This window comes from Bradyrhizobium sp. SZCCHNPS1003, from assembly GCF_032381555.1.
GTDB lineage: Bacteria > Pseudomonadota > Alphaproteobacteria > Rhizobiales > Xanthobacteraceae > Bradyrhizobium.
Genome location: NZ_JAUHIU010000011.1, coordinates 1 through 25799, shown reverse-complemented (window position 1 = coordinate 25799; position 25799 = coordinate 1). Strand labels below are relative to the sequence as shown.

Annotated in this window: 24 protein-coding genes; 8 read left to right on the top strand and 16 right to left on the bottom strand. The window is 66.8% G+C overall.

The features are described from left to right. Positions 1–22 precede the first annotated feature (22 nt). From QX126_RS19085 to QX126_RS19075, 3 genes are all read left to right on the top strand, one after another. Positions 23–445, top strand: coding sequence for a PaaI family thioesterase (locus tag QX126_RS19085; RefSeq protein ID WP_315736104.1), 423 nt, complete (start codon positions 23–25; stop codon positions 443–445). A 193-nt stretch (positions 446–638) separates the two neighbouring features. Further along, positions 639–1649, top strand: coding sequence for an aldo/keto reductase (locus tag QX126_RS19080; protein ID WP_315782937.1), 1011 nt, complete (start codon positions 639–641; stop codon positions 1647–1649). Position 1650: 1 nt separating this feature from the next. Next, a complete protein-coding gene (locus QX126_RS19075; RefSeq protein ID WP_315782935.1) occupies positions 1651–2961 on the top strand; it encodes a tetratricopeptide repeat protein in 1311 nt (436 codons plus the stop codon). Between the two features lie 6 nt (positions 2962–2967). Here QX126_RS19075 and QX126_RS19070 read toward each other — a convergent pair whose 3' ends face one another. Continuing rightward, a complete protein-coding gene (locus tag QX126_RS19070; RefSeq protein WP_315782933.1) occupies positions 2968–3933 on the bottom strand; it encodes an NAD(P)-dependent oxidoreductase in 966 nt (321 codons plus the stop codon). A 155-nt stretch (positions 3934–4088) separates the two neighbouring features. Beyond that, entirely contained in the window at positions 4089–5390 is a 1302-nt protein-coding gene (locus QX126_RS19065; protein WP_315758877.1) for a Xaa-Pro peptidase family protein, read from the bottom strand. A gap of 122 nt (positions 5391–5512) precedes the next feature. Between QX126_RS19065 and QX126_RS19060 the strand changes: the two genes are divergently transcribed. Genes QX126_RS19060 through QX126_RS19050 form a run of 3 tightly spaced genes read left to right on the top strand, consistent with a single transcriptional unit; the run spans position 5513 to position 8191 of the window. Next, positions 5513–6571 carry a LacI family DNA-binding transcriptional regulator gene (locus QX126_RS19060; RefSeq protein WP_315782931.1) on the top strand — a complete coding sequence of 353 codons (1059 nt, stop codon included), beginning with the start codon at positions 5513–5515 and terminating at the stop codon, positions 6569–6571. A gap of 55 nt (positions 6572–6626) precedes the next feature. Then, entirely contained in the window at positions 6627–7445 is an 819-nt protein-coding gene (locus QX126_RS19055) for a CoA transferase (protein WP_315782930.1), read from the top strand. Then, positions 7442–8191 (top strand): CoA-transferase, encoded by a 750-nt coding sequence (locus QX126_RS19050; RefSeq protein ID WP_315782928.1) that lies wholly within the window; start codon positions 7442–7444, stop codon positions 8189–8191. Before QX126_RS19055 ends, QX126_RS19050 begins: the two co-directional genes overlap by 4 nt. Position 8192: 1 nt before the next feature. On the opposite strand, the gene QX126_RS19045 is transcribed toward QX126_RS19050, so the two are convergent. From QX126_RS19045 to QX126_RS18995, 11 genes are all read right to left on the bottom strand, one after another. Further along, the gene (locus tag QX126_RS19045) at positions 8193–9665 is read right to left on the bottom strand and encodes a D-aminoacylase (RefSeq protein ID WP_315782927.1); all 1473 of its coding nucleotides are present in this window, start codon (positions 9663–9665) and stop codon (positions 8193–8195) included. Positions 9666–9983: 318 nt separating this feature from the next. Then, entirely contained in the window at positions 9984–11450 is a 1467-nt protein-coding gene (gene glgA / locus QX126_RS19040; RefSeq protein ID WP_315782925.1) for a glycogen synthase GlgA, read from the bottom strand. Beyond that, a complete protein-coding gene (gene glgC / locus QX126_RS19035; protein ID WP_315736073.1) occupies positions 11447–12712 on the bottom strand; it encodes a glucose-1-phosphate adenylyltransferase in 1266 nt (421 codons plus the stop codon). Before glgC ends, glgA begins: the two co-directional genes overlap by 4 nt. 144 nt (positions 12713–12856) lie before the next feature. Further along, complete coding sequence (locus QX126_RS19030; protein WP_315782922.1) at positions 12857–13804, bottom strand: carbohydrate kinase; 948 nt, start codon at positions 13802–13804, stop codon at positions 12857–12859. 2 nt (positions 13805–13806) lie between these two features. Then, complete coding sequence (locus QX126_RS19025; protein WP_315782920.1) at positions 13807–15453, bottom strand: FGGY-family carbohydrate kinase; 1647 nt, start codon at positions 15451–15453, stop codon at positions 13807–13809. A 30-nt stretch (positions 15454–15483) separates the two neighbouring features. After that, positions 15484–16257, bottom strand: a complete 774-nt coding sequence (locus QX126_RS19020) for an SDR family NAD(P)-dependent oxidoreductase (RefSeq protein ID WP_315782918.1) — start codon at positions 16255–16257, stop codon at positions 15484–15486. A gap of 47 nt (positions 16258–16304) precedes the next feature. Beyond that, positions 16305–17312: an ABC transporter ATP-binding protein gene (locus QX126_RS19015; RefSeq protein ID WP_315782916.1), complete on the bottom strand. Its 1008-nt coding sequence runs from the start codon at positions 17310–17312 to the stop codon at positions 16305–16307. Between the two features lie 16 nt (positions 17313–17328). Continuing rightward, the gene (locus QX126_RS19010) at positions 17329–18159 is read right to left on the bottom strand and encodes a carbohydrate ABC transporter permease (RefSeq protein ID WP_315782914.1); all 831 of its coding nucleotides are present in this window, start codon (positions 18157–18159) and stop codon (positions 17329–17331) included. Between the two features lie 4 nt (positions 18160–18163). After that, positions 18164–19036 carry a sugar ABC transporter permease gene (locus tag QX126_RS19005; RefSeq protein ID WP_315782912.1) on the bottom strand — a complete coding sequence of 291 codons (873 nt, stop codon included), beginning with the start codon at positions 19034–19036 and terminating at the stop codon, positions 18164–18166. Between the two features lie 338 nt (positions 19037–19374). Next, positions 19375–20664 carry a sugar ABC transporter substrate-binding protein gene (locus QX126_RS19000; protein ID WP_315783192.1) on the bottom strand — a complete coding sequence of 430 codons (1290 nt, stop codon included), beginning with the start codon at positions 20662–20664 and terminating at the stop codon, positions 19375–19377. A gap of 204 nt (positions 20665–20868) precedes the next feature. After that, positions 20869–21819 (bottom strand): sugar-binding transcriptional regulator, encoded by a 951-nt coding sequence (locus QX126_RS18995; protein ID WP_315782910.1) that lies wholly within the window; start codon positions 21817–21819, stop codon positions 20869–20871. A gap of 298 nt (positions 21820–22117) precedes the next feature. Here QX126_RS18995 and QX126_RS18990 point away from each other — a divergent pair, with 298 nt between their 5' ends. Both QX126_RS18990 and QX126_RS18985 read left to right on the top strand, forming a co-directional pair. After that, positions 22118–22453, top strand: coding sequence for a hypothetical protein (locus tag QX126_RS18990; RefSeq protein ID WP_315782908.1), 336 nt, complete (start codon positions 22118–22120; stop codon positions 22451–22453). Between the two features lie 140 nt (positions 22454–22593). Next, complete coding sequence (locus QX126_RS18985; protein WP_315736057.1) at positions 22594–23004, top strand: flagellar basal body rod protein FlgC; 411 nt, start codon at positions 22594–22596, stop codon at positions 23002–23004. A gap of 33 nt (positions 23005–23037) precedes the next feature. Here QX126_RS18985 and QX126_RS18980 read toward each other — a convergent pair whose 3' ends face one another. The 3 genes from QX126_RS18980 to aqpZ all read right to left on the bottom strand — a co-directional run bounded on the left by QX126_RS18980 (position 23038) and on the right by aqpZ (position 24928). After that, positions 23038–23223, bottom strand: coding sequence for a hypothetical protein (locus QX126_RS18980; protein WP_315736055.1), 186 nt, complete (start codon positions 23221–23223; stop codon positions 23038–23040). A gap of 118 nt (positions 23224–23341) precedes the next feature. Beyond that, positions 23342–24046 (bottom strand): hypothetical protein, encoded by a 705-nt coding sequence (locus tag QX126_RS18975; protein ID WP_315736053.1) that lies wholly within the window; start codon positions 24044–24046, stop codon positions 23342–23344. A 129-nt stretch (positions 24047–24175) separates the two neighbouring features. Next, complete coding sequence (aqpZ, locus tag QX126_RS18970; RefSeq protein WP_315736051.1) at positions 24176–24928, bottom strand: aquaporin Z; 753 nt, start codon at positions 24926–24928, stop codon at positions 24176–24178. Positions 24929–25799 lie beyond the last annotated feature (871 nt).

Sequence of the window (25799 nt, the reverse complement as noted above, 5' to 3'; positions counted from 1 at the left end):
ACAACGGGAAGGGTCTTCAGCGATGACGAAATCGGCCGCGGCCAGGATGACGTCCGACGGCTGGGAGATCGTCGACACCTCCGGTTTCCTGCATCTGATCGGCCCGCTGTGGCAGCGGGTCGTCGGCGGTGTCCACGAGTACGCCATCGTCACCGAGGACAAGCACCACAACCGCCGCGGCCTGGTCCAGGGCGGCGTGATCATGACGCTGGCCGACCGCAGTTGCGGCATGACGGCCCGCTACGCCGCGGGCAAGGAGCACATGGCGACGATCCAGTTCGACACGCATTTCGTCGAGTCCGGCAAGATCGGCGAGACCCTGGTGTCGCGGCCGCATGTGGTGCGGATCACCCGCAGCCTGGTGTTCATCACCACGGAGGTCATGGCCGGTCATCGCGTGATCGCGATGGCCTCGGGCGTGTTCAAGATTCTGAAGAGCGAGTGAGCCGTGATCTCGCCTCTCGGTCATTGCGAGGAGCGTCGCGACGACGTGTCCGCCGAAGCCCATCGGGCGAAGGCGGAAGCAATCCAGAGTCCCGACCCGGCCCTGGATTGCGTCGCTGCGCTCGCAATGACGCGCTGAGAGAGTTATCGTATCCCCTTCGCCCGCGGTGGTGACGGTTTGAAATGAGGCAAGAATGCAATATCGCCAGCTCGGCCGTTCCGGCCTGAAGGTGTCGCCGATCTGCCTGGGGACGATGATGTTCGGCGGTCCCACCGACGAGCCGACATCCGCCCGCATCATCGCCAAGGCGCGCGACGCCGGCATCAACTTCATCGACACCGCAGATGCCTACAACAAGGGCGCTTCCGAGGAGGTGGTCGGCCGCGCCATCGCGCGCGAGCGCGACCGCTGGATCGTCGCCACCAAGCTCGCCAACCCGATGGGCGACGATCCCAACCGCGCCGGCCTGTCGCGGCGCTGGGTGCTGCAGGCCGCGGACGAAAGCCTGCGGCGGCTCGGCACCGGGCACATCGACCTCTACTACCTGCACAAGGAAGATCACGCGACGCCGCTCGAGGAAACCGTGCGCGCGATCGGCGATCTCATGCGTGCCGGCAAGATCCGCTATTTCGGCGTCTCCAACTACCGCGCCTGGCGGCTCGCCGAGATCTGCAGTCTCTGCGACGCAGGCGGCATCGACCGCCCCGTCGTCAGCCAGCCCTACTACAATGCGATGAACCGGATGCCCGAGGTCGAGCACCTGCCGGCCTGCGGCTATTACGGCCTCGGCGTCGTGCCCTACAGCCCGCTGGCGCGCGGCGTGCTCACCGGAAAGTACAGCCCCGATGCGCCGCCGGACACGGACACCCGCGCCGGCCGCAACGATACGCGAATGATGCAGACTGAGTGGCGGCCCGAGTCATTGAAGCTGGCGCAGGAGATCAAGCGTCACGCCGAGACGAAGGGCTTCACGCCGGGACAGTTCGCCGTGTCCTGGGTGCTCAACTCCGCCTTCATCAGCTCCGTGATCGCGGGTCCGCGCACCGAGGCGCAATGGGACGACTACATCCGCGCGCTCGACTATCCCTTTGCCGCCGACGACGAGGCGCTGATCGACCGGCTGGTCGTGACCGGCCACGCCTCGACGCCCGGCTACAACGATCCGGCCTATCCGATCGAGGGCCGCAGGCCGCGGGTGGGCTGAGATGGAGGAGGATCGCTACGGCCTGCCACTGTCGACCGCCTCCACTGACGCGGCCGCAGCCTATCGCGAGGGCATGGATCTGCTGCTCGCATTCTGGCCCGGGGCCACTGACGCGTTCGAGCGGGCGATCATGCTCGATCCGGAGTTCGCGCTGGCGCACGCGGCGCGTGCTCGCATCCACGCGATCTACATGCAGCGCGAGGCGGCGCTGCAGACCATCGCACGGGCCCGCGACCTCGCTGCCAAGCGCGGCACCCCGCGCGAGCAGAGCCATGTCGCGACCCTGGTGCTCGCCATCGAGGGACGCGGCACTGACGCGCTGACATCGACCCTGGCGCATCTGGCGAACTGGCCGCGGGACGCCATGATCATGGCGCTCCCGCTCGGCGCTTTCGGCCTGCTCGCCTTCTCCGGCCGCGCCGATCACGATGCCGCCCGCCGCGACCTCTGCGACCGCTTCGCCGCTGATTATGGCGAGGACTGGTGGTTCATGTCCAACCATGGCTGGGCCCTGACCGAGGCCGGCGAGTTGGCGAAGGGCCGCGCCGTCACCGAGCGCAGCTTCGCGCTGCGCCGGCACAACGCCTATGCCGTGCATGCGCTGCTGCATGCGATGTTCGAGGACGGCGCGGTGGACGAGGCCGATGCGCTCGTCGCGGGGTGGATCGGCGACTATGACCGCACCGGGATGCTGCACGGTCATATCTGCTGGCACCAGGCGCTCGGCGCGCTGGACCGGGGCGATGCCGACAAGGCGCTGGCGGTCTATACCGACGTGCTGGTGCCGACGATGGACTCGGCGCCGCCGCTCAACACCCTGTCCGACTGCGCCTCGCTGCTGTGGCGGCTGATGGCTGACGAGCAACCGGTGCCGCCCAACGCATGGGCCGACACGGCGGCCTATGCGAGCACGCGCTTCACGGGTTCGACCCTCGCCTTCGCCGAGATGCATCTGGTGATGATCGCGGCAGCGACGCATGACAGCGCCGCGCTCAAGGGACGCCTTGCCGCGATCGAGCGGCGGCAGGCCGAGGGCAGGCTGCCGGCCGGGCGCATCGTGCCGCACATGTTGCGGGCGCTGCGTGCGTTCGCCGATGACAATTGGCGCGGATGCGCGCGCGAGCTTGCGCCCGTCATCGGCGATCTCCCCCGCATCGGCGGCAGCCACGCCCAGCGCGAGGTGATCGAGGACACCTACATCCTGGCACTGATCCGCAGCGGCGCGCTGGCTCAGGCGCGAGACCTGCTCGATGCCCGCCTGCACCGCCGCCCCTCCGCGCGCGACACGCGCTGGCGGGCGCTGACGGTTTGACGGACGTTATCCCTCCGTCTCCAATCCCGTCGGCATCGGCACGTTCTCGGGCTGCAGCTTGAGACCCGCCGCGAGCGCGACGGTCTCCAGCAGCGCCGCAAAGTCCTTCTCCAGATAGCCGGCGGGATCTGGTTGCAGCGAGGCGGCGCCGACATGGGCCTGCAATGCCTCGCGCGTCGCGGCTGTCACCGGCATCGCGACGTCGAGCTGGCGCGCCGCCGACAGGCCGAGATCGAGATCCTTGCGCAGCAGCGGCGGCGTGAAGGTCGTGGTCCAGTCGAGATTGACCAGCGCGTTGCTCTTGTACCTGGTGAAGGTCGACCCCATGACGCTGGCGTTCATGAAGTTCAGGAAGGCATGGCGCGGCACGCCGGCCTTCTGCGCCAGGATGGTGATCTCGGCCAGGTTCTGGATCACGACGCCGAGGAAGACGTTGTGCGCGATCTTGCAGATGCGCGCGAGCTCGCCCTCGCCGACATAGGACACGCCGGAGGCGGCGATCTTCGCCAGATACGGTTCGATGACCTCGAACGCGGCCTTGGGGCCCGAGACCACCGACGACAGCTTGCCGGCCTTGACGCATTTGCCGTTGCCGGACACCGGCGCCCGCACGAACTCACAGCCCAGTCGAACGAGCTTGGCGGCGATCGCCTCCGACTGCTCGATGCCGATCGAGGAGCAGTCCACCAGGATCCGGGGACGCGATCCAGAACCGGCGGCCACCAGGCCGTTGTCGCCGAAATAGACCTGCTCGAGATCCTTGCCCGTCGACACCATCGTGAACACGATGTCGCACGCGGCGAGATCGCGGGGATGATCGACGATGACGCCCCCTTTCGCCGCCAGCGGCTCGGCCTTGGCGCGGGTGCGATTGAAGATCGACACCTTGTGGCCGGCCTTGAGCAGGCGCTCAGCCATCGGATAGCCCATGCGCCCCATGCCGATCCAGCCGAGCGAATGCGTCGTGGTCATTGTCGTCTCCTCGTCCTACTTATCACGGATGCCGTCATTGCGAGGAGCGAAGCGACGAAGCAATCCAGAGTCACGGCTGCCGCCCTGGATTGCTTCGCTTCGCTCGCAATGACGAAAACACGAAGACCACTCTCCTGGTCGCACCGTCCGTTCGCTTAGTAGCGGTTGGCGATCGGCAATTCCTCGGCCGGGAACAGCGTGATCACCTGACAGCCCTTGTCGGTGACCACCACCTCCTCCTCGATACGCGCAGCCGAGAAGCCGTCGGTCGCCGGACAGTAGGTCTCAAGCGCGAACACCATGCCGGTCTTGATCTCCATCGGATTGTCCAGCGAGACCAGCCGCGAGATGATCGGGCGCTCATGCAGAGCGAGCCCGAGGCCGTGGCCGAACTGCAAGCCGAAGGCCGCCATCTCCGAGGGAAAGCCGAACTCCTCGGCCTTAGGCCAGACCTTGGCCACGGTGTCGGTCGAGACGCCCGGCTTGATCAGCGCGATCGCATTGTCGAGCCATTCGCGGCACTGCTTGTAGGCGTCGTGCTGCGCCGGCGTGGCGCGGCCGACGTTGAAAGTGCGGTAGTAGCAGGTCCGGTAGCCCTGATAGGACTGCAGGATGTCGAAGAACGCCTGGTCGCCCGGACGCAGGATGCGGTCGGTGAAATTGTGCGGATGCGGATTGCAGCGCTCACCGGAGATGGCGTTGATCGCCTCGACGTCGTCGGAGCCCATCTCGTAGAGCATCTTGTTGGCGAGCGCGACGATGTCGTTCTCGCGCACGCCCGGCTTCAGGTGCTCGTAGATCGAATGATAGACACCGTCGACCATGGCCGCGGCCTGGTTGAGCAGCATGATCTCGTCGATGTTCTTGATCTCGCGCGCGTCCAGCATGACCTGCTGGCCATCGACCACCTTCATGCCGGCCTTCTGCAGCTCGAAGAACATCGCCGTTTCCGCAAGGTCGACGCCGACAGGCATGTCGGCAACGCCTGCGGCGCGCAAAAGGCTCATGACCTCCTCGGCATGCGCCTTCATCAGCCCGACGGCCGGCGGCACGGTGCCGCGCATCCCGAGCATGCCGGCGCGGCAATTCTCCGGCGCCAGCCAGTCACAGAAAAGACGATGGTGGACGGCCGCCGAGCCGAAATCCCACACGATCGGCTCGCCGTCGCCGGCCAGCAGCGCGAAACGGCACAGCTTGTCGCGCTCCCATTCGCCGATCTTGGTGCCGGACACGTAGCGAATGTTGTTGACGTCGAACAGCAGCAGCGCACCATAGCCCGACGCCTTCAGCGCCGCGCGCGCCCGCGCCAGCCGGTAGCGCCGCAACCTGTCGAAATCGACGCGGCGCTCGAAATCCACCGAGACATGGCCATGCGACGGAATCGCCCGCCCCCAGCGCCAATGCGGATCGAGATGCTCGGGGCTGACAAGATGCGGCTTCAGCGCGCTCGCTGTCATGTGGACGTTTCCCATTGTTCTATTGCAATCGATTGCAAAGCCGAATTTATTGCATACACGCAAAGCGTGTCAAGGTATAGCATGATCAAAATGTCGTTGCGCTGCGACATCAGAGGCTGGGAATGAAACGGACATTGCGACCGGCAGCAGGCCTGCATGCGTCGTCCTCGCGCCCGACGATCAAGGACGTCGCCGCCCGTTGCGGTGTGCATCCCTCGACGGTCTCGCGCGCGCTCAGCCCGGCGATGAAGCACCTCGTCGCTGCCGATGTCGCGGACAAGATCCAGGCCGCCGCCAACGCGCTCGGCTACCGGCTGAACATGGCCGCCAAGGGCCTGCGCACCGGCCGCAGCGGCCTGATCGGCGTGCTCGCGCCGGATATCGCCGACCCCGGCTTTCCGCCGATGCTGTCCGGCATCGCCGATCATCTCCACGCCCAGGGCTATGCGACGATCGTGGCCGACGCCGGCACAGAGGGGTCGGAGCGGGATCTCGTCGACCGGCTGATCGCGCGCGGCGTCGACGGTCTGGTACTGGCGACGGTGAGCTTGCGTGACGACGTCGTGAAGCACTGCCTGGATGCAGCGCTGCCGGTGGTGCTTGTCAATCGCGTCGATGCCGCCGGACTCCTGCCCTCGGCAGCCAGCGACGATGCCGCCGGCATGCGTCTCGCCGTCCAGCATCTCGTCGCGCTCGGCCACCGGCGCATCGGTCACGTCGCGGGCCCGCAGCACATCTCGACCGGCGCACGCCGCCGCGCCGGCTTCGAGGCCAGCATCAGGGCTGCGGGACTGTCGGCCCGCCATACGCCGGTCGAAGCCGTCGAAACCTATACGCGTGCGGCGGGTCGCGAGGCTGCGCTGCGCCTGCTCGCGCGGCGGACGCGCCCAACCGCAATCGTCGCCGCCAATGATCTGCTGGCGCTCGGCGTCTATGACGCGCTCGCCGCGCGCGGCCTGACCTGCCCCGGTGATATCTCCGTGGTCGGCCACAACGACATGCCGTTCGTCGACATGGTCGCGCCGCCGCTGACCACGGTGCGGATCGCCCAGCGCGACATGGGGGAAGCCGCGGCGCGGCTGCTGCTCGACCGCCTTGCCGGGCGCGAGGCAGCAACCGACCACATCGTATTGGCGCCGGAGCTCATCATCCGCGGCTCGACGATCGCATACGAGCACTGACAGGTCCGCGGGGCATCGCTACACTGCGCGGAAGAAACAACGGGAGGATATGCCGATGACGGAGATGGTCGGCCTGGAGGCGCTCGTCGCATCCATCGCACCGGGGCAATCGATCGCGATCCCGGTCGACCGTGCCGGCGTCTCGATGGCGGCGACGGCAGCGATGATCGAGGCCGGCCTCACCGGGCTGCATCTCGTCTGCGTGCCGATATCGGGCCTCCAGGCCGATCTGCTGATCGGCGCCGGCGTGGCCGCGGTGGTGGAAACCAGCGCCGTCTCGCTCGGCGAGGCCGGCGGCGCACCGCGCTTCGTCGCGGCCGTGCGCGACGGCAGCATCCGCCTGCGCGATGCCACCTGCCCTGCGATCCATGCCGGCCTGCTGGCCGGGCAGAAGGGCGTGCCGTTCATGCCGATCGCCGGCATCATCGGCAGCGATCTGCTGCGGGTCCGCCCCGATTGGAGGGTGATCGACAGTCCCGTCGGCGAGCCCGGCAAGGTGGTCGTAGTGCCGGCGATCACGCCCGACGTGGCGCTGTTTCATGCCCCCGAGGCTGACCGCTTCGGCAATGTCCGCATCGGTCGCTACCGTGAGCTGGCGACGATGGCCTATGCGGCGAAGCGCACGCTGGTCACCGTCGAGCGCATCGTCGATCGCGATTTGATGGCGACCGAGGACTCCGCCGCCGGCGTGCTGCCGACGCTCTATGTCGATGCGATCGCAGTCGCCGAGAACGGGGCCTGGCCGCTGCCGCTGTGGGACGAGTACGAGACCGATGGCGCCGAGCTTTCGCGCTACGCCGCGATGGCGCGCACCGACGAAGGCTTTCGCACCTATCTCGCCGCCTTCCTGACCCGCAGCAAGGAGGTGGCATGACCATGCACGACGAGCGCGCACGCAAAGAACTGCTGATCACGGTCATCGCCGACCTGCTCGATGGCATCCGCCATGTCGCCGTCGGCGCCTCATCGCCGATCCCGGCGGCCGGCGCGATGCTGCTGCGCGCACGCAACGCGCAACAGGGCAAGCCGCCTGTCCGCATCTCGATCCTCGGCTCGAGCCGGCACAATTTCTTCACCAATGGCGGCGTCGAGCTGTTCGACTGCGCCGCGCAGGGCCGCGTCGACGCGTTCTTTCTCGGCGGCGGCCAGATCGACGGCGCCGGGAACATCAACCTGGTCGGCACCGGCGACTATCCGCGGATGGATGTGCGCTGGCCGGGCTCGTTCGGCTCGGCCTATCTCTACCATCTCATTCCGCGGGTGATCCTGTTTCGCGAGGAGCATTCGCCGCGCGTGCTGGTGCCGAAGGTGGATTTCGTCAGCGCCGCTGCGACCACGCCCGAGGTGAAGCGCCGCGGCGGACCGCATGCGCTGCTGACCAATCTGGCGCTGTTCGATTTCGACCGCGATCGCGGCGGCTTCCGGCTGCGCTCGGTGCACCCGGGCTACTCCGCCGACGACATGCGCGATCGTACCGGATTCGATTATGCGGTGCCGGAGATCGTGCCGCCGACGCCCGCGCCGGACCGGGCGACGGTCGAGCTGATCCGCGGCCGGATCCTCGACGAGCTCGCCGAATGCTATCCCGAATTCGCGCGCGCGATGGCTCCGGCCGCGTAGATCACTGCAGTGATGCGCGCGTGATCACCTGCCCCGCATGCGCCTTCTGGTGCGCCCCCTGCCACCAGGTCAGCGCGCCGTTGACGATGACGGCCTCGATGCCGGCGGCCGGCACGCAGGGGTCATCATAGGTCGCGCTGTCACGCACGCTGGCCGCATCGAAGATCGTGATGTCGGCGTGGTTGCCGATCGCGATCGTGCCGCGTCCCTTGATGCCGAAATTCTGCGCGGTCAGCCCGCTCATCTTCCAGACCGCGGTTTCCAGCGAGAACAGCTCGAGCTCGCGGCAGTAATAGCCGAGCACGCGCGGGAACGTGCCCCAGAGCCGCGGATGCGGACGCTCGCCGAACGGCAGGCCGTCGGAGCCGATCATGGTCGGCTCGAAGGCGAGGATGGTCTGCACGTCGGCCTCATCCATCGCGAAGTAGATCGCCGACGCCGGCTGCAGCCGCTTTGCCGCTTCGAGCCGGTCGACGCCCCAGCCCGCGGCGATGTCGGCGAGATCGCGACCCGCCACTTCGGGATGCGGCCCGGAGGCCGCGACGACGACCCTGACCTGCAGCTTGGCCGGATCGGTGTGCAGCATGGTCGACGAGGCGTTGTAGGGGTAGCAGTCCAGCGCGACGCATTGGCAGCTCATCGCCTTCGTGATCAGCGGCAGCGTCTCCTTGGTGCGGCCGAAATTGGCGGGGCCCACCACCTTGTGATGCGAGATCACCACCTGGACGTCGAGCGTCTTGCCGATGGCAAAGCTCTCCTCCAGCGACTTGATCACGTCGTTCGCCTCGTTGCGCATGTGCGTCGCGTAGACGCCGCCGCTGCCGGTGAGCGGCCGGCAGACCTCGATGATCTCCTCGGTCGGCGCCGCCTCCGCCGGCGGATAGAACGTCCCGGTCGAGACGCCGATGGCGCCGGCGTCGAGCGCCTCCTGCACATGAGCCCGCATCTCGGCGATCTCCGCGTCGGTCGCGGCCCGGCCGAGGTCGCTCACGACCGAGGCGCGCAGCGCGGTGTGGCCGACCATCGGCGCAACGTTGACGGCGGCCGGTGCCGCGCGCAGTGCAGCCACGTAGTCCGCAAACGAGGCGTACTCTGCGACCCGGCCGTCGCCGGGCGACAGCAGGCCGAGCGGCATCGGCCGCGGCGAGCCCGGCTTCAGCGGCGCGATGCTGACGCCGCAATTGCCGGTCACGACGGAGGTCACGCCCTGCGAGACTTTGCAGATCATGTCGGGATCGACCAGCACCGCGCTGTCGTCATGGGTGTGGGAGTCGATGAAGCCCGGCGCAACGATGCGGCCGGTGGCGTCGATGACGCGTGCAGCCTTGCGGCCACCAAGCTCGCCGATGGCGACGATGCGACCGTCCTTGATGCCGACATCGGCCTCGAAACGTGGCGCGCGCGTGCCGTCGATGACGGTGCCGCCGCGGATGATCAGGTCGAAGGAGTCGGAGGAAGGCTGGGTATCGGTCATGAGGTCTCGCGCAGGGATATTGATCGGAGCTGGCGGGACTATCCGCTGCACGCCTCTGGGCGTCCAGCGGGATCGGCATGAGGTGCGCGCTGGGCTGGGCTGCAAGCCTCGCGACCGCTGGCACTGCGTCAACAAGGAGCGCGATGTCACCGTCATTCCGGGGCAATCGTCAATGCGCAGCCGCGAAGCGGCAACACGTTGACGATTAAAACCGGAATCCCGAGATTTCAGGAACGGACGCAAGACAACATCGAGATTCCGGGTTCAAGGCCTGCGGCCTTGCCCCGGAATGACGGTGGTCGTAACGTCGTCAGTCCTTCAAGCCGCCGGCCGCCGCTGCGCGACGATCTGCCGGTAGAGTTCGGCATAACGGCCGGCGCGATGCCGCCACGACACGTCGGTCAGCATCGCATTGAGCTGCATGCGGGTCCAGTTCGCGGCGTTGCTGCGCGAGGCGTAGAAGGCCGCAGCGGCGCGGCGCAGGGTCTGATCGAGCGCCTCCGCCGTCACGGAGGCGCACTTGAACCCCGTTGCGGCGACGCCGGCCTCGGTCTCGTCGATGACGGTGTCGGCGAGGCCGCCCACGGCGGTGACGATCGGCAGCGCGCCATAGCGCAGGGCGCAGAGCTGCGTCAGGCCGCACGGCTCGAACCGCGACGGCACGACCAGCGCGTCGCAGCCGGCCTGAATGAGATGCGCCAGGCTCTCGTCATAGCCGATGACGACGCCGATCTGTCCTGGATGGTGCGCGGCGGCTGCGCGGAATGCGTCGCGCAGTTCGGCCTCGCCGTCGCCAAGCAGGGCCAGCTGAATCCCGCTACCGGTCAAGGTCGGCAGGCAGGATAGCAGCAGGTCCAATCCCTTCTGCGACGTCAGCCGGCTGACGACACCGAGCAGGAACGTCTCCGGCGCGACCTGCAGGCCCATGCGCGTCTGCAGCGCCGCCTTGTTCGGTGCCCGCGCCTCGATCCGCTCGATGCCGAAATGCGATGGGATGGCCGAATCGCTGCCGGGATCCCACACCGCCGTATCGATGCCGTTGAGGATGCCGACGAGGTCGGACGCGCGCTGGCGCAGCAGGCCGCCGAGGCCCATGCCCTGCTCGTCACTCTGGATCTCCCGGGCGTAGGTCGGCGACACCGTCGTGATCTTGTCGGCGAATTGCAGTCCCGCCTTGAGGAAGCTGATGTCGCCGTAATATTCGAGGCCGTAGATCGAGAAGGATTCCGGCGGCAGGCCGAGCGGCGGCAGGAAGTGACGCGGAAAGCGGCCCTGGAAGGCGAGATTATGCACGGTCATGACCGTGCCCGGATGCGGCCGGTGGCTGTAGAGCAGATAGGCCGGCACGAGCCCGGCCTGCCAGTCGTGGCCGTGGACGATGTCGGGCACGAAGGCCGGCACCGCGCCGAGGCCGATATAGGACGCCGCTCGCGCCAGCGCCGCGAAGCGGAACGCATTGTCCGGCCAGTCCTTGCCGTCGGGTCCCAGATACGGATTGCCCTCGCGGTCATAGAGATGCGGCGCATCGAGCACGAACAGATCGAGTGCACCATGGCTGCCGCCGAGCAGCCGGGCATTGCCGCCGAAGAAGTTCGGCAGCGAGCTGATCTCGCTGGCCTGCTCCAGCGCGGTCATGACTGCGGGGTAACCCGGGATCAGCGTGCGGACCTCGACGTCCTCCGCCATCAGCGCCCACGGCAAGGCGCCGACGACATCGGCGAGGCCGCCCGTCTTGACGATGGGATAGACCTCGGAGGCAACCGACAGAACGCGCAGTGGCGTCATGAATTGAGCCCATCGATCATCGGCTGGGTAATCAAGGTCACGCCGTTCTCCGTTGTCCTGAACCGCTTGGCGTCGAACTCCGGATCCTCGCCGACCACGAGCCCCTCCGGAATCTGCACGCCGCGATCGACCACCACGTTGGTGAGGCGCGCATGGCGCGCGACGTTGACGTAGGGTAGCAGCACCGCGTTCTGCAGCTTGGCATAGGAATGCAGATGAGCGCCGGTGAACAGCAGCGAGCGCTGCACCTGGGCACCGGAGACGATGCAGCCCCCGGACACCAGCGAGCACGTCGCCTCGCCGCGACGGCCATCCGTGTCATGGACGAACTTGGCCGGCGGCGTGATCTCCGAATAGGTCCAGAGCGGCCAGGAGCGATCGTAGAGATCGAGCTCGGGCACGACGTCCGTCAGATCCAGATTGGCCGCCCAATAGGCGTCCACCGTTCCAACGTCGCGCCAGTAGCTGCCCTGATCGTGGGCGGCGCGGACACAGGAGCGCGAGAACTGGTGCGCCACGGCGCGGCCGTTCCTGACGATGTAGGGAATGATGTCGCGGCCGAAATCATGGTTGGAATTCGGGTCCGCGGCGTCGCGCTTCAGCTCCTCGAACAGGAATTTGGCGTCGAACACGTAGATGCCCATGCTCGCGAGCGACCTGTCGGGCTTGCCCGGCATCGGCGGCGGATCGGCCGGCTTCTCGATGAAGTCGCGGATCGTGTCGTCCTCATTGATGTGCATGACGCCGAAGCCTGAGGATTCCTCGCGCGGCATCTCCAGGCAGCCAACGGTGACGTCGGCGCGTTGGTCGACATGCTGCTGCAGCATCAGCTCGTAGTCCATCTTGTAGATGTGGTCGCCGGCCAGCACGACGATGTATTTGGTATTGTAGGTCTCGAGGATGTCGATGTTCTGGTACACGGCGTCGGCCGTTCCGACGTACCACATCGTCTCCGAAACGCGCTGGCTGGCGGGCAGGATGTCGAAGCTCTCGTTGCGCTCGGGACGGAAGAAGTTCCAGCCCATCTGCAGATGCCGGATCAGGCTGTGCGCCTTGTACTGCGTCGCCACCGCGATGCGACGGATGCCGGAGTTCACGGCGTTCGACAGCGCGAAATCGATGATGCGCGACTTGCCGCCGAAATAGACGGCGGGCTTGGCGCGCCGGTCGGTCAGCTCCAGCAGCCGGCTGCCGCGTCCGCCGGCCAACACGAAGGCCAGCGCGTGACGAGACAGCGGCTCGGTCCGTGCGGCGGGTGCCATGGTTCTCCTCCCTGCAACTCGTTGTCGCGTCAAGATTTCCGCGGCCCGGACAGGGGCGTCTCGCGATCGCGCTCCGTCTCCCGGTACTCACATATGACGAGGGAACAGCCAACCAGTTCCCAATGACGAGTGCAATGGGGTGCTTCAGCTCAGGCGATCCCAGGTTGCAGCCATGTCGTCCCAGCGCGGCGGGTCGGCGCCCTCGCGGGTGCAGGTGACGGCCGCACACGCCCCGGCAAAGGCGAGCACCTTGCGCAATTCGGTCTGGCTCAATCCCCTCAGGGCCTCCCGGCCGATGCGGCCGAGCTTGCGCAGCGCGAACAAGAGCCCCGCCTGGAATGTGTCGCCGGCCCCGATCGTATCGACCACCTCGACCTGGGGGACCGCGACTTCGACCGCGCCGGCTTGCGCATGCCAGCCGAGCGCCCCCTTGGGACCCCGCGTGACGACGACCAGGCTGGTGCCGCGCGCCAGCAGCGCGTCGGCCCGCGCAGCGTAATCGTCGTGGCCATGCAGATAGTCGAAATCGACATCCGACATCTTGATCAGGTCGGCGCTTGCGGCAAACCCATCCATGTCAGCGCGATAGCCGGCCTTATCAGTCACCAGATTCGGACGGCAGTTCGGGTCGAAGGAGATCGTCACCGCGCCCTGCGTGGCGGCGATCAGCGCACGGGTCTGCGCGGCGCCGAGATCGTGGATCAGCGTGGTCGAGCCGACATGGATGGCATCAATGTCGGCAAAGGGGATGCTGCCCGGCCGGAACGTCCATTTCCGCGCGGCGGTCTCGGCGTCGTAGAAGGCATACTGCGCCTCGCTGCCGACATGGCGCACGAAAGCGAGCGTGGTCTGGTCAGGGCTGCGCGTCGCGTAGCCGAGGTCGACGTTCGAGCCTTGCGCATGCGCCGCGATCATGGTGCCGAACAGGTCGGTCGAGATGCCGCCGACGAAGCCCGTGGGCGCACCGAGCCGCGCCACGCCGACGGCGACGTTCAGGCACGAGCCGCCGACCACCGGCCGCAAGGCATCGCGGCCGTCGGCCGATCTGGCCGGAACGAAATCGATCAGCGCATCGCCGCAGCTCAGGATCATGGTCATGCCTCCCAGTCGACCCCATGCATCACGGAACGGCTCTCGCGATCAAGCGTCCGCAGCAGGCCGTGGATGCGGCGCTTGCGGCGATGGAAGGCCGCGATGTCCGGATCGGTCGGATCGCTGAGGCGGCCGAGCGAGGACATCGACGCCATCGTTTCGCCGATTGAGCGAAAGCCGCCGCTCGCCACCGCGCCGAGCATGGCCGCGCCGAGCAGCACGGGCTCCTGGGTGCCGGGCAAGGCCACCGTCAACCCCGTCGTGTCCGCCATGATCTGGCGCACCAGCGGACTGCGCGAGGCGCCGCCGGCCATGACCAGCGTCCGGCTGCTGACGCCGTTGGCGGCGAAAGCGTCGATCACGTCGGCCAAGCCATAGGCGAGCCCGCACAACCCGGCCACGAACAGCCGCTCCATCGCTGAGATATCGGTATCGAGATCGAGGCCGGCGATGACGGCGCGCGAGTCGGGATCGGCATAGGGCGAACGGTTGCCGAGAAACTCAGGGAGGATGTGGAGATCCCGCGCCAGCAGCGCAGCGGCGCCGGCATTCGGCACTCGCGCCATGATCCGCTTCTCCAGAAAGCTGATGACGTCGAGCCCTTCGGCACGCGCGGCGGCCGTCGCCTCGGCAGACGCCGGGTGCGAGCGCAGCAGGTGATCGATCGCAGCCCCCGCAGCGGACTGGCCACCCTCGTTGAGCCAGAACTCCGGCACCATGCCCTGATAGTACGGTCCCCATACGCCGGGCACGAAGGACGGAGCGCGCGTCGTCGCCATGATGCAAGCCGAGGTCCCCATGATATAGGCGAGGCGCTCGCAGACATCGACCTCGCCGCGCTCAGCCGCGCGGCCGCCGATCGCGCCGATGCCGCCGGCATGGGCGTCGATCAGCGCCGCACCGACCGGTGTGCCTGCAACCAGTCCGAGTTCTTCGGCCGCGTCCTGCGACAGCCCACGGCCGAGCGGCGTGCCAGGCGCAACGATCTCGGTGCCGATCCGCGCGAAATCTTCTGCGACGAAATCCTCCAGCCCGATGCGGCGAAAGTAGGCGGCGCTCCAGCGCGTCTCATGCGCGAGATAATTCCATTTGCAGGTGACGGTGCACATCGAGCGCGCCAAAGAGCCTGACGCACGCCAGGTCAGGAAGTCGGCGAGATCGAAGAAATGGCCGGCCGCATCGAAACTCTTGCGCAGATGCCGCTTCAGCCACAGCAGCTTCGGCATCTCCATTTCCGGCGAGATCGAGCCGCCAACATAGCGCAGCACCTCGTCTTCGGTCGCATTGATGTCGCGGGCCTCGGCCAGAGCGCGATGATCCATCCACACGATGACATTGCGGCTGGCGTCGCCGGAGCCGCTGACGGTGACCGGCGCGCCCTGGCGGTCCAGCACCACCAGCGAGCAGGTGGCATCGAAGCCGATCCCCTTGATCAGTTCCGGCGCGATCGCAGCCTCCGCTAGCGCGGCTCTGACCGACGCGCAGCACGCGTGCCAGATGTCGTCGGACGACTGCTCGACGACATCACCGGCCTCGTGCCAAGTCTGGATCGGATACCGCGCCGCGGCAAGCAGCCGGCCGCTGCCGTCGAAAATCCCGGCACGCGTGCTGGTTGTGCCGACATCGACACCGATGAACGCCTGCCGCATGTTTCGCTCCCGTCGAATTCTGACGCGAGCTTACCAGCAAGTGTAGCCGCCATCGACAACGACGACGCTGCCGGTCATCAAACTTGCCGCCTCGGAAGCGAGGAACAGCACCACCGAGGCAATCTCCTCGACCTGCCCCATGCGGCCCATCGGAGTTCCACCGATCCACGCGTCGTACATGCGCGGATTGCTCTTCACGAAGGCATTCAGCGGCGTCTCGATATAGGTCGGCGCGACCGCGTTGACCCGGATGCCGCGCGCGCCCCATTCGGCTGCCAGCGACTTGGTCAGATGATGCACTGCGGCCTTGGAGGCGTTGTAGAAGCACTGCTCCTGCGGCTTGTTGACGATGAAGCCGGACATCGAGCCGATATTGACGATCGTGCCGCTCTTCGCCGCCAGCATGTGCCTGCCGAAGGCGCGGCAGCACCAGAAGGTGCCGTTGAGGTTGACGTCGAGCACGTTGAGCCAGTGCTCGTCGGTGACGGTCTCGGCCGGCGTCTCGCTGCGCGCGATGCCGGCGTTGTTGACGAGGATGTCGAGGCCGCCGTAGCGCGCGACCAGATCGTCGGCCACCTCGTTGACTTGAGCCGAGTTGGTGACGTCCATCAGCGCGGTCTCGGTGTCATAGCCCTTGGCCTTCATCGCCGCCTGCCCGTCCGCCGCCGCCTTGGCGTCGCGATCGGCGATCACGACATGCGCGCCCGCCTCCGCCAGCGCCTCGACGCAGGCGAGCCCGATGCCCTGCCCGCCGCCGGTGATCAGCGCGGTCTTGCCGTTCAGCTTGAATTTCTCCAGATACATCGTCGTGGTCCGTTGTTGTCGTTGACGCCCGGAGGGGACGTCACCTCTCATGCGAAGATCGAATTGCCATTGGCATCGAAGCGGTAGATGCGGTTCGGCTCCGGCCGCAGCGTCACGGCGTCGCCGGCACTGAGGCGCTTTTCGCCGACGACGCGCACCGTGAGCGTGCCGAGCGCGCCGGCATCGACGTAGAGAAACGTGTCGCTGCCGAGATGCTCGGCGATCACGACCTTGCCGGGCCAGCCCTCGCCGCCCTCGTCGACGACCGTGACATGCTCCGGCCGCACGCCGATCGTGGTCGCCTTGTGCTTGTCCGCTTCCGGGCCGGTGATGAGGTTCATCTTCGGCGAGCCAATGAAGCCGGCGACGAACAGGTTGGCCGGTCGCTGGTACAGCTCGATCGGCGAGCCGTATTGCTCGATGCGGCCGGCATTGAGCACCACGATCTTGTCGGCCATCGTCATGGCCTCGACCTGGTCATGCGTGACGTAGATCGCCGTGGTGCCGAGCTGCTTCTGCAGCCGCGTCACCTCGAGCCGCATCTGCACCCGCAGCGCGGCATCGAGATTGGACAGCGGCTCGTCGAACAGGAACGCTTTGGGCTCGCGCACGATGGCGCGGCCGATCGCGACGCGCTGGCGCTGGCCGCCGGAGAGCTCGCGCGGCTTGCGGTCGAGATAGGGCGTGAGGTTCAAGGTCGCAGCGGCCGCCTCGACCTTCTGGGTAATCTCGGCCTTCGGCAGCCCGGCCATCTTCAAGCCGAAAGCGATGTTGCCGCGCACGCTCATATGCGGATAGAGCGCATAGGACTGGAACACCATCGACAGGCCGCGCTTGGCCGGCGGCACGTCGACGACGTTGTTGCCGTCGATCAGGATGCGCCCGCCCGAGACGTCCTCCAGCCCCGCGATCAGCCGCAGCAGCGTGGTCTTGCCGCAGCCGGAGGGACCGACGAACACCACGAAGGCGCCGTCGGGAATGTCGAGATCGGCGCCCTTGATGATGTGGACCGGCCCGAACGATTTCTGCACACCTTCCAGCGTGATCCGTCCCATGTGATCCAGCCTTTCGTTACTTCACTGCGCCGAAGGTCAGCCCGCGCACGAGCTGCTTCTGGCTGAACCAGCCGATGATCAGGATCGGCGTGATCGCGAGCGTGGAGGCCGCCGACAGCCGCGCCCAGAACAGGCCTTCCGGGCTCGAATAGGAGGCGATGAAGGTCGTCAGCGGCGCCGCATTCAGGGTCGACAGGTTCAAGGTCCAGAACGCCTCGTTCCAGGCGAGGATGAGATTGAGCAGCAGCGTCGAAGCGAGGCCTGGGATCGCCATCGGCGTCAGCACATAGATCAGCTCGCGCCCGATCGTGGCGCCGTCCATCCGCGCCGCTTCCAGGATGTCCTTCGGGATCTCCTTGAAGTAGGTGAACAGCATCCAGATCACGATCGGCAGGTTGCCGAGGCAGAGGATGAAGACCAGCCCGGTGCGGGTGTCGAGCAGACCGAAGTTCTTGTAGATCAGGTAGATCGGCACGAGCACGCCGACCGGCGGCATCATCTTGGTCGAGAGCATCCAGAGCAGGATGTCCTTGGTGCGCTTGGTCGGCGCAAACGCCATCGACCACGCCGCGGGAATGGCGATCAGCATCGCGATCAAGGTCGAGCCGCCGGCGATGATCAGCGAGTTCAGCGCGTGGTGCAGATAGTCGCTGCGCTCCTGCACCGTGGCGTAGTTTTCGGTTGTCCAGTGGAAGAACAGGAACGACGGCGGCGTCGCGAACGCCTCCAGCTCGGTCTTGAAACTCGCCAGCACCATCCACAGGATGGGGAAGAAGATCACGAACCCGGCGAGCCATGCGGCCACGGTGGAGATTGCGACATGACGTCCGGTGACCTTGCGCGCCATGGTGTTACGCCTCCAGATTGCGGCCGACGATGCGGACCAGGAAGAAGGCGACGATGTTGGCGATGACCACGGCGACCAGGCCGCCGGCCGAGGCGGTGCCGACATCGAACTGGATCAGCGCCTGAGAATAGACCAGGAAGGCGATGTTGGTGGTCTGCAGGCCCGGTCCGCCGCCGGTGGTGACGAAGATCTCCGCGAACACCGTGAGCAGGAAGATGGTCTCGATCAGGATCACCACCGTGATCGGGCGCGCCAGGTGCGGCACCGTGAGATAAATGAAGCGCGACACCGCGCCGGCGCCGTCCATCTCGGCGGCCTCCTTCTGCTCCTCGTCGAGCGACTGTAGCGCAGTCAGCAGGATCAGGGTCGCGAATGGCAGCCACTGCCAGGCGACGATGAAGATGACCGCGAGCAGCGGCGCATCGGTGAACCAGTCGATCGGCGTCATCCCGAGCGATGTCGCGATCCACGCGAACAGGCCGGACACCGGATGCATCAGCAGGTTCTTCCACACCAGCGCGCTGACGGTCGGCATCACGAAGAACGGCGCGATCACCATCAGGCGGATGATGTTGCGCCCGATCACCGGCTGGTCGAGCAGCAGCGCCAGGGGAATGCCGAGACCGATCGTCAGCAGCAGCACCGAGCCGACCAGGACCAGCGTGTTCTGCAGCGAGGCGAGGAAGGCGGGGTCGGTGAGGAAATATTCGAAGTTTTCGAGGCCGACGAAGCTCTCCGAGCCGGGATCGAGCAGGCTGTAATGCAGGGTCGAGAAGTAGACCGTCAGCGCCAGCGGCACGATCATCCAGATGAACAGCAGGATGACCGCGGGCGACAGCAGCGCGCGGGCGAGGATTTGCGTCTGTCTGGTGGCCATGACCGCCGTTCCTTGTTCGCTCGACAGATATTGCTGTCATTGCGAGCGAAGCGAAGCAATCCCGAACACGGGCGGGACTCTGGATTGCTTCGTCGCCTTCGGCTCCTCGCAATGACGAGCTGATGGCTAGCCGTAGGGTGGGCAAAGGCGCGGAGCGCCGTGCCCACCGTCTTCACGGTTCGCGGCCCGACGGTGGGCACGCTTCGCTTTGCCCACCCTACGGGTCTCGCATGTCGCGTTCGAGCAGAGAAAAAATGCGGCCATCCCTGTGGGGAGGGATGGCCGCCAGTGATCAGCTCGGGAGGAGTTTTGGCTTCGAGCTGATGGACGTGGCGCGCCTATTTGATGTAGCCGGCGCGCTTCATCTCGCGTTCGGTGGATGATTGCGCCGCCGCGAGCGCTGCATCGACGGTCATCGAGCCGGCCAGCGCGGCCGAGAACTGCTGTCCGACTGCGGTGCCGATGCCCTGGAATTCCGGAATGGCGGCGTATTGCACGCCGACATACGGCACCGGCTTCACCGTCGGCTTGTTCGGATCGGCGGCATCGATCGAGGCCAGCGTCAGCTTGGCGAACGGCGCGACCTTCAGATACTCCTCGTTCTTGTAGAGCGAGGTGCGCGTGCCCGGCGGCACGTTGGCCCAGCCGTCCTTGGAGGCGACGAGCTTGAGATAGTCCTTGCTGGTCGCCCAGGCGATGAACTTCTCCGCCGCCTCGACCTTCTGCGAGCCGGCAGGCACTGCGAGGCTCCACGCCCACAGCCAGTTGGCGTTCTTGCCGAGACCGGTGTTGGGCGCCAGCGCGAAGCCGACCTTGTCGGCGACCTTGGATTCCTTCGGGTTGGTCACGAACGACGCCGCCACGGTGGCATCGATCCACATCGCGCATTTGCCGGAGTTGAACAGCGCGAGGTTCTCGTTGAAGCCGTTGGAGCTGGCGCCGGGAGGGCCGGCGTCCTTCATCAGCTCGACATAGGTCGTGAGCGTCTTCTTCCATTCCGGCGTGTTGAACTGCGGCTGCCATTTCTCGTCGAACCAGCGCGCGCCGAACGAGTTCGACATCGCGGTCAGGAACGCCATGTTCTCGCCCCAGCCGGCCTTGCCGCGCAGGCAGATGCCGAACACGCCGCCCTGCTTGTCGGTGAGCTTCTTGGCGGCATCGATGACGAAGTCCCAGGTCGGGCTCTCCGGCATCTTCAGCCCGGCCTTGTCGAACAGGTCGGTGCGGTACATCACCATCGAGCTCTCGCCGTAGAACGGCGCCGCATAGAGCTTGCCGTCGACGGAGACCGCATCCTTGATCTTGGGCAGGATGTCGTTCGCGTCGTAGTCGGCGCCGAGCTTGTCGAGCGGCACCAGCCAGTTCTTCTTGGCCCAGATCGGCACCTCGTAGGTGCCGATGGTGAGGATGTCGAACTGGCCGCCCTTGGTGGCGATATCGGTGGTGACGCGCTGGCGCAGCACGTTCTCTTCCAGGGTCACCCATTTCACGGAGATGTCGGGATTGGCCTTGGTGAATTCGCTGGTCAGGCCCTGCATCCGGATCATGTCGCCATTGTTGACGGTGGCGATGGTCAGACTTGTCTCCGCCAGTACGGGCGCATTTGTCAGCAGCGCGGCGGCGCCCATCAGGGCGGCAAGCGTGCTCGTCCGAGTGAAGATGGTCTTCACGGTCTCCTCCCTTCCCGTGTCTTTTGAACATATGCTCACGGGCTGGGCTTATGTTCACTATACGGATCAGACTTTGTCAAGCATGCGCCGGCGCGTACAGGTTGTGCGGCGCGACAGGGATCCGACCTTTGATAGAAGACTGCGCAGCAGCGCCGCGGGCTGTCACGCCAGGACGGCGCGCGCCGTGGCCTCGTCGGTGATCAGGCCGTTGATCAGCCGCCCCTTGAGCGCAGCGCGGATCGCCGGGACCTTCGCCGGACCGAGCGCCGCCGCGATGGTCATGGCGCGCGCCGGCACCTCGGGTGGAATGCTGGTGAGCCTGCGGTTGGTGCCGCCGGCGATCACCCTGCCCTTGGCGTCATAGACCCAGCCGGTGATCTCGCCGATGGCGCCGAGCCGCATCATCTCGGTGAGCTCGTCGCGGGTGACGAAGCCGTCGACATGCATCTGCGCCTTCTGGTCCATCTGGCCGATGCCGACCAGCTTGAGATCGGCCTTGTCGGCCACCGCCTTGACCTTGGCAATGGCATCGAGCCGGACCATGCGGTCGCGCTCGTCCTCGGTGCCCATCAGGAACGGCAGCGGCATCGGATAATGCCGCGCACCGGTGCGGTCGGCGAGCCGGCCGACGGTGTCGAAGAAGCTCGCCGAGCCGTCGGCCAGGATGTTGCCGACCAGCGAGACGATCTGGTGCTCGGGGCGGTCGATCGGCGTGACGCGCTCGACCGCGGCCCGCACCGCCCGCCCCGTTCCGAGCGCGATGATGACCGGCGTCTCGGCCCGCAACGTCGTCTCCAGCAGGTTGGCGCAGCGTTCGGCGATTCCTGCAGATCCGGTGGGCGCAGCCGGGTCGGTGGGCACCACCTCGCAATGCACCAGCGCAAACCGCTCCTTGAGCTGGGCGGCGAGCGCCATGCAGGAGGCGATGGGGTGCTCGAGCCGGAAGGTGATCAGCCGCTCGGCGAGACACAGCGACACCAGCCGCTGCGCCGAGGCGCGCGACACCTGCAGCATCCGGGCGATCTCGTCCTGGGTGTGGCCGGCGATGAAATAGAGCCAGCCGGCGCGGGCGGCGTCGTCCAGCCGTGATTTGTCGCTGTCGCTGCCCGCCATGACGCCGCGCGGTCTCCTTCCAGTCGCTGCTACCCCGGCCAAGCAGAGGCTCGACGCGGATCGGCCAGCACTATGGCATGGCGGCCGCAGCGCCGGGAACCGAAGCCCGCCGCCATCCCCAGGCGGGCGCGGCAGCCTCGCCCAGACCAGATCATATGCTCGGACTATGGGCAATAGCCCAACCTCGGCAGGTTGCGGCGCAACGACCGGCGCGCTGGCCCCGGAACCTCGCCGGCCGCACGACGGCTCCCCATCCATGAGGGATGCGGCGTCTCGGGAGGCCGCTTAGCTGGGAGGCATGGCTGTCCCTCCCCTCGTCCGCCCCAACCGCGCCGCGCCGGTGCTCGTCTGCCGCAAATGCCTGAAGCGCAGCGATGACCCCAAGGCCACCAAGAAGGCCATCAAGAAGGCGATCAAGCATGCGCTGACATCAGAGCGTGAGCGCGGCAGTGGCCCCCGCGAGAAGCCCGCGCGCGTCGTCATGACGAGCTGCTTCGCCCTGTGCCCGAAGCGGGCGGTCGTCGTCACCGGCGGCGTCCGCGCGGCGCGCGGCGAATATGTGCTCGTCTCCGCCGCGGACGACGCGGCGGGCGCCCTGGCGCTGCTGCGTGACGATCAGAACAGATCGTCCTGAGCGTCGTCGGCCGCCGCTGGCGACCGGCCGATGGTCAACGAAACCTTGCCGCGGACGATCGAATGTCGCGGCCGATGTTGACGCTTGCTTGGCACGCGCAGGGCTTAGCTGCGGGGATCATCGTCGTCGGCAAGCGTCCCATGAGCCCCACCGCAACCATCGCAGTTTCCGGCATGAACGCGGCTTCGCGCCGCCTCGAGGTGTCCGCCTCGAACGTCGCCAATGCACGGAGCACCGGCGCGCTGCCCAATGCCGACGGCACGCTGCCGGCGGGCGCCCCGAAAGCCTATGTGCCGCTCGATCTGGTGCAGAGCGACGTCGCCGGCGGCGGCACGCAGACGACCATCACCCGTGCAGGCTCCGGGACCACAGCGAGCTACGATCCCTCGGCGCCGTTCGCCAACAAGGACGGCCTGGTCGCGGCGCCCAATGTCGATCTCGCGCAGGAGATGATCAGCCAGCTCGTCGCCAAATACAGCTTTGCCGCGAATGCAAAAGTGCTGAAGGCGAGCGACGAGATGAGCCGGACCGTGATCGACATGAAGGTGTAGGCCGGCCTCGACAGCTCGGCGGCTCGCGCCGCGTCAGCGCGAGAGTGCGGCGACCAGCCAGTGGATCAGCGTGGCACCGCCGATAGGTGCGACCATAAGCAGCATCATGTTGAAGCCGATCAGCACGAGCAGCAGCCTTTCACGCCGCGGCGACAGCCGCCGCTTCGGCGGCTCCGGTTTCGGATCATGCGGCCAGCCACCGGGCAAGTCGACGAACATTGCGGCCTCACCTGTCGCAGCAGAACGCCGGAGCAGGCGCATCGGATGCCCCGCTCCGGACGAGCATCGTAGCACGGCGGGATCATGGAGACGATCGGCGGCGCGTCCTGCGCCGTGCTCACGCGGTGTCCTTGCCCAGCTCGGCCAGCACCTGCGGCTCGACCAGCAGCCCCTGCCGCTCGTATCGCCCACGCGTCCGGCTGAAGCGCACCACGACCGCATGGCGCTTGCTCTTCGCCTTGGCCCGCCGCGACAGCAGCGCGTTGCCCGCGGGCAGAAAGACGAGATCGCCGAGACCAACGCATGAGAGGCATGCCGGACCACCGTCCTCCATCATCAGGAAATCGCCGGTCCCGCCGCAGCGATGACAGCTCCAACCGTCCCGCGTCGGCAGGATCGCCACCAGCTCCGGCACCCGGCTCGCCTTCGCTGCCACACGCTCGCGCTTCTTCTCGGAGAGCGCCGGCGAGACCCAGTGCGTCCGGAACAGCTCTTCAAGTTGCGGATCATTGCTGCGGCTGAACCGCAGCGGCTGCCGGCGTGGCGTCTGTGCGACATAGGCGGTCTCGCTCGGGCTCAGCCCCTTGGCGAGCGCCCAGGCACGAACATGCGTCATCGCCTCCTTGATGCGCGGGAGACCGGAGCGCGTGACCTCCTCCAGCGAGCCGACCTGCCCGCGCCGCCACTGCTCCAGCAAGCTCGCATCGAGCCAGCCGAGGCCACAGAACAGGTCGGCGATGCTGACGTAGTGCTGCTCGGCCAGCAGCGCCTCGGCCGCCCTAGCGACGCGATCGGACACCGGCTCCTTGTTCCCCCGGCTCATCACCGCACCTGCAAGATCGTGAACGCTGACAAGGCGCGCATTATCCAACAGAGCCGGCGGCGATCAAGAGCGGCGCGACCGCGGCATCGGCCGTGACGCGGCCCGATCCAACCGCGTGAGGAGATCTTCCTAGGCGCTTTTCGCGACCGCGCCCTGCCCCGTCCGCTCGCCGGTCACCTCGCCGGCCGGCTCCGGGCTCAGCCAGCGATAGATGAAGCCGCCGGCCGCGCCGCCGAGCAGCGGCGCCACCCAGAACAGCCAGAGCTGCGCCAGCGCCCAGCCGCCGACGAACAGCGCCGGCCCGGTGCTACGCGCCGGGTTCACCGAGGTGTTGGTGACGTGGATGCTGATCAGGTGAATGAGCGTCAGCGCAAGCCCGATCGCCAGCGGCGCAAATCCCACCGGCGCCTTGCCATGGGTCGCGCCCATGATGACGAACAGGAACATCATCGTCAGCACGAACTCGCTGAGCAGGCAGGCCCCTAACCCATATTTGCCGGGCGAATGCTCCGCATAGCCATTGGCGGCAAAGCCGCTCGCCGTGCTGAAGTCCGGCGCGCCGCTCGCGATCGCGTACAGCACGGCAGCAGCAACGATGGCGCCGACCACCTGCGCGACGATGTAGGGCACAATCAGCCCGGTCGGGAACCGCCCGCCGCAGGCCAGCCCCACCGTGACAGCCGGATTGAGATGACAGCCCGAGATGTGCCCGATCGCATAGGCCATGGTCACCACGGTGAGCCCGAACGCCAGCGACACGCCGAGCATGCCGATCCCGACATTCGGCACGCCCGCCGCGATCACCGCACTGCCGCAACCGCCGAACGTGAGCCAGAACGTCCCGATCGCCTCCGCCACGAGCTTGTTGTTGTTGCCGTTCATCATCGCCTCCCTGGGTGCGTGTGATTGGCTGGAGCCCGCCTCTCCCGTCAATGGAGAAGATGATCACTTTGGCAACCTGGAGTCAAAGGCGATTCGTGGCTGTCGTGGGATGCCTGTGACTTTGAGTCAGGAAGAGTCCGACCGTTCGTAGTTCGTAGGGCGGATGAGCGAAGCGTAATCCGCCAGCTTACGCTGCTTGCCAACAGCCGTCGGCGCTCATTCCTGGAGGAAGCTCGTTCCTGCCGTGAACCAGCTTGATCGGCGAGGGGTTGCTCATCGAGCTCGCGGCCGACGGTCCAAAGCCGACATCGATGATCCCGCATGGCGGATGACGCTCCGCTCATCCGCCCTACGTGCTATCGATTTTGCCGACACGCCGGCGAGAGCATCGGCACGTTCGCCCATGGCCAATTGTGCCAGCGCCCATCTTCGTCGACGCAAGCGGAGGCTGTCGGTGGCGGGCTCGTTGTCGCATCCGCGGATGCTTCAAGCGCGGCAAATCGGTGGTCGACATAGGTCGTGGACAGGCATCCCGCGACGGTCACCACCAGGACGACCGCAAATCCCTTGGCTGAGTCACTCCAGCGCATGTCATCACATCCCTTGTTCGGCGTGCCAGGAACACATGGGACTACATTGACGCGCAATCGCGCGGCTGACCGTGAGAGAGGTCACATCGACATCTAGCCGCCATTTCGGCTCCTGATCGGCCGGCTTGTTCGCGGGGGTGGGCCTCGGCGTGCCGGATGCCTCGGCGTCGTTGGCAAAGTTTAGTGCAGTGGACTGCCCCCCTTAAGTGAGACACGATAATTTCTGTGACAGTGGGGTTGCCACGACGACTATCGTGCCTTGTTTTGCGCGAACGCGGCTT

Excerpts from the sequence above, each read along its gene's own strand:
- QX126_RS19085 (WP_315736104.1), top strand. The coding sequence starts at position 23 with ATGACGAAATCGGCCGCGGCCAGGATGACGTCCGACGGCTGGGAGATC.
- QX126_RS19080 (WP_315782937.1), top strand. The coding sequence starts at position 639 with ATGCAATATCGCCAGCTCGGCCGTTCCGGCCTGAAGGTGTCGCCGATC.
- QX126_RS19075 (WP_315782935.1), top strand. The coding sequence starts at position 1,651 with ATGGAGGAGGATCGCTACGGCCTGCCACTGTCGACCGCCTCCACTGAC.
- QX126_RS19070 (WP_315782933.1), bottom strand. The coding sequence starts at position 3,933 with ATGACCACGACGCATTCGCTCGGCTGGATCGGCATGGGGCGCATGGGC.
- QX126_RS19065 (WP_315758877.1), bottom strand. The coding sequence starts at position 5,390 with ATGACAGCGAGCGCGCTGAAGCCGCATCTTGTCAGCCCCGAGCATCTC.
- QX126_RS19060 (WP_315782931.1), top strand. The coding sequence starts at position 5,513 with ATGAAACGGACATTGCGACCGGCAGCAGGCCTGCATGCGTCGTCCTCG.
- QX126_RS19055 (WP_315782930.1), top strand. The coding sequence starts at position 6,627 with ATGACGGAGATGGTCGGCCTGGAGGCGCTCGTCGCATCCATCGCACCG.
- QX126_RS19050 (WP_315782928.1), top strand. The coding sequence starts at position 7,442 with ATGACCATGCACGACGAGCGCGCACGCAAAGAACTGCTGATCACGGTC.
- QX126_RS19045 (WP_315782927.1), bottom strand. The coding sequence starts at position 9,665 with ATGACCGATACCCAGCCTTCCTCCGACTCCTTCGACCTGATCATCCGC.
- glgA (WP_315782925.1), bottom strand. The coding sequence starts at position 11,450 with ATGACGCCACTGCGCGTTCTGTCGGTTGCCTCCGAGGTCTATCCCATC.
- glgC (WP_315736073.1), bottom strand. The coding sequence starts at position 12,712 with ATGGCACCCGCCGCACGGACCGAGCCGCTGTCTCGTCACGCGCTGGCC.
- QX126_RS19030 (WP_315782922.1), bottom strand. The coding sequence starts at position 13,804 with ATGATCCTGAGCTGCGGCGATGCGCTGATCGATTTCGTTCCGGCCAGA.
- QX126_RS19025 (WP_315782920.1), bottom strand. The coding sequence starts at position 15,453 with ATGCGGCAGGCGTTCATCGGTGTCGATGTCGGCACAACCAGCACGCGT.
- QX126_RS19020 (WP_315782918.1), bottom strand. The coding sequence starts at position 16,257 with ATGTATCTGGAGAAATTCAAGCTGAACGGCAAGACCGCGCTGATCACC.
- QX126_RS19015 (WP_315782916.1), bottom strand. The coding sequence starts at position 17,312 with ATGGGACGGATCACGCTGGAAGGTGTGCAGAAATCGTTCGGGCCGGTC.
- QX126_RS19010 (WP_315782914.1), bottom strand. The coding sequence starts at position 18,159 with ATGGCGCGCAAGGTCACCGGACGTCATGTCGCAATCTCCACCGTGGCC.
- QX126_RS19005 (WP_315782912.1), bottom strand. The coding sequence starts at position 19,036 with ATGGCCACCAGACAGACGCAAATCCTCGCCCGCGCGCTGCTGTCGCCC.
- QX126_RS19000 (WP_315783192.1), bottom strand. The coding sequence starts at position 20,664 with ATGGGCGCCGCCGCGCTGCTGACAAATGCGCCCGTACTGGCGGAGACA.
- QX126_RS18995 (WP_315782910.1), bottom strand. The coding sequence starts at position 21,819 with ATGGCGGGCAGCGACAGCGACAAATCACGGCTGGACGACGCCGCCCGC.
- QX126_RS18990 (WP_315782908.1), top strand. The coding sequence starts at position 22,118 with ATGGCTGTCCCTCCCCTCGTCCGCCCCAACCGCGCCGCGCCGGTGCTC.
- QX126_RS18985 (WP_315736057.1), top strand. The coding sequence starts at position 22,594 with ATGAGCCCCACCGCAACCATCGCAGTTTCCGGCATGAACGCGGCTTCG.
- QX126_RS18980 (WP_315736055.1), bottom strand. The coding sequence starts at position 23,223 with ATGTTCGTCGACTTGCCCGGTGGCTGGCCGCATGATCCGAAACCGGAG.
- QX126_RS18975 (WP_315736053.1), bottom strand. The coding sequence starts at position 24,046 with ATGAGCCGGGGGAACAAGGAGCCGGTGTCCGATCGCGTCGCTAGGGCG.
- aqpZ (WP_315736051.1), bottom strand. The coding sequence starts at position 24,928 with ATGAACGGCAACAACAACAAGCTCGTGGCGGAGGCGATCGGGACGTTC.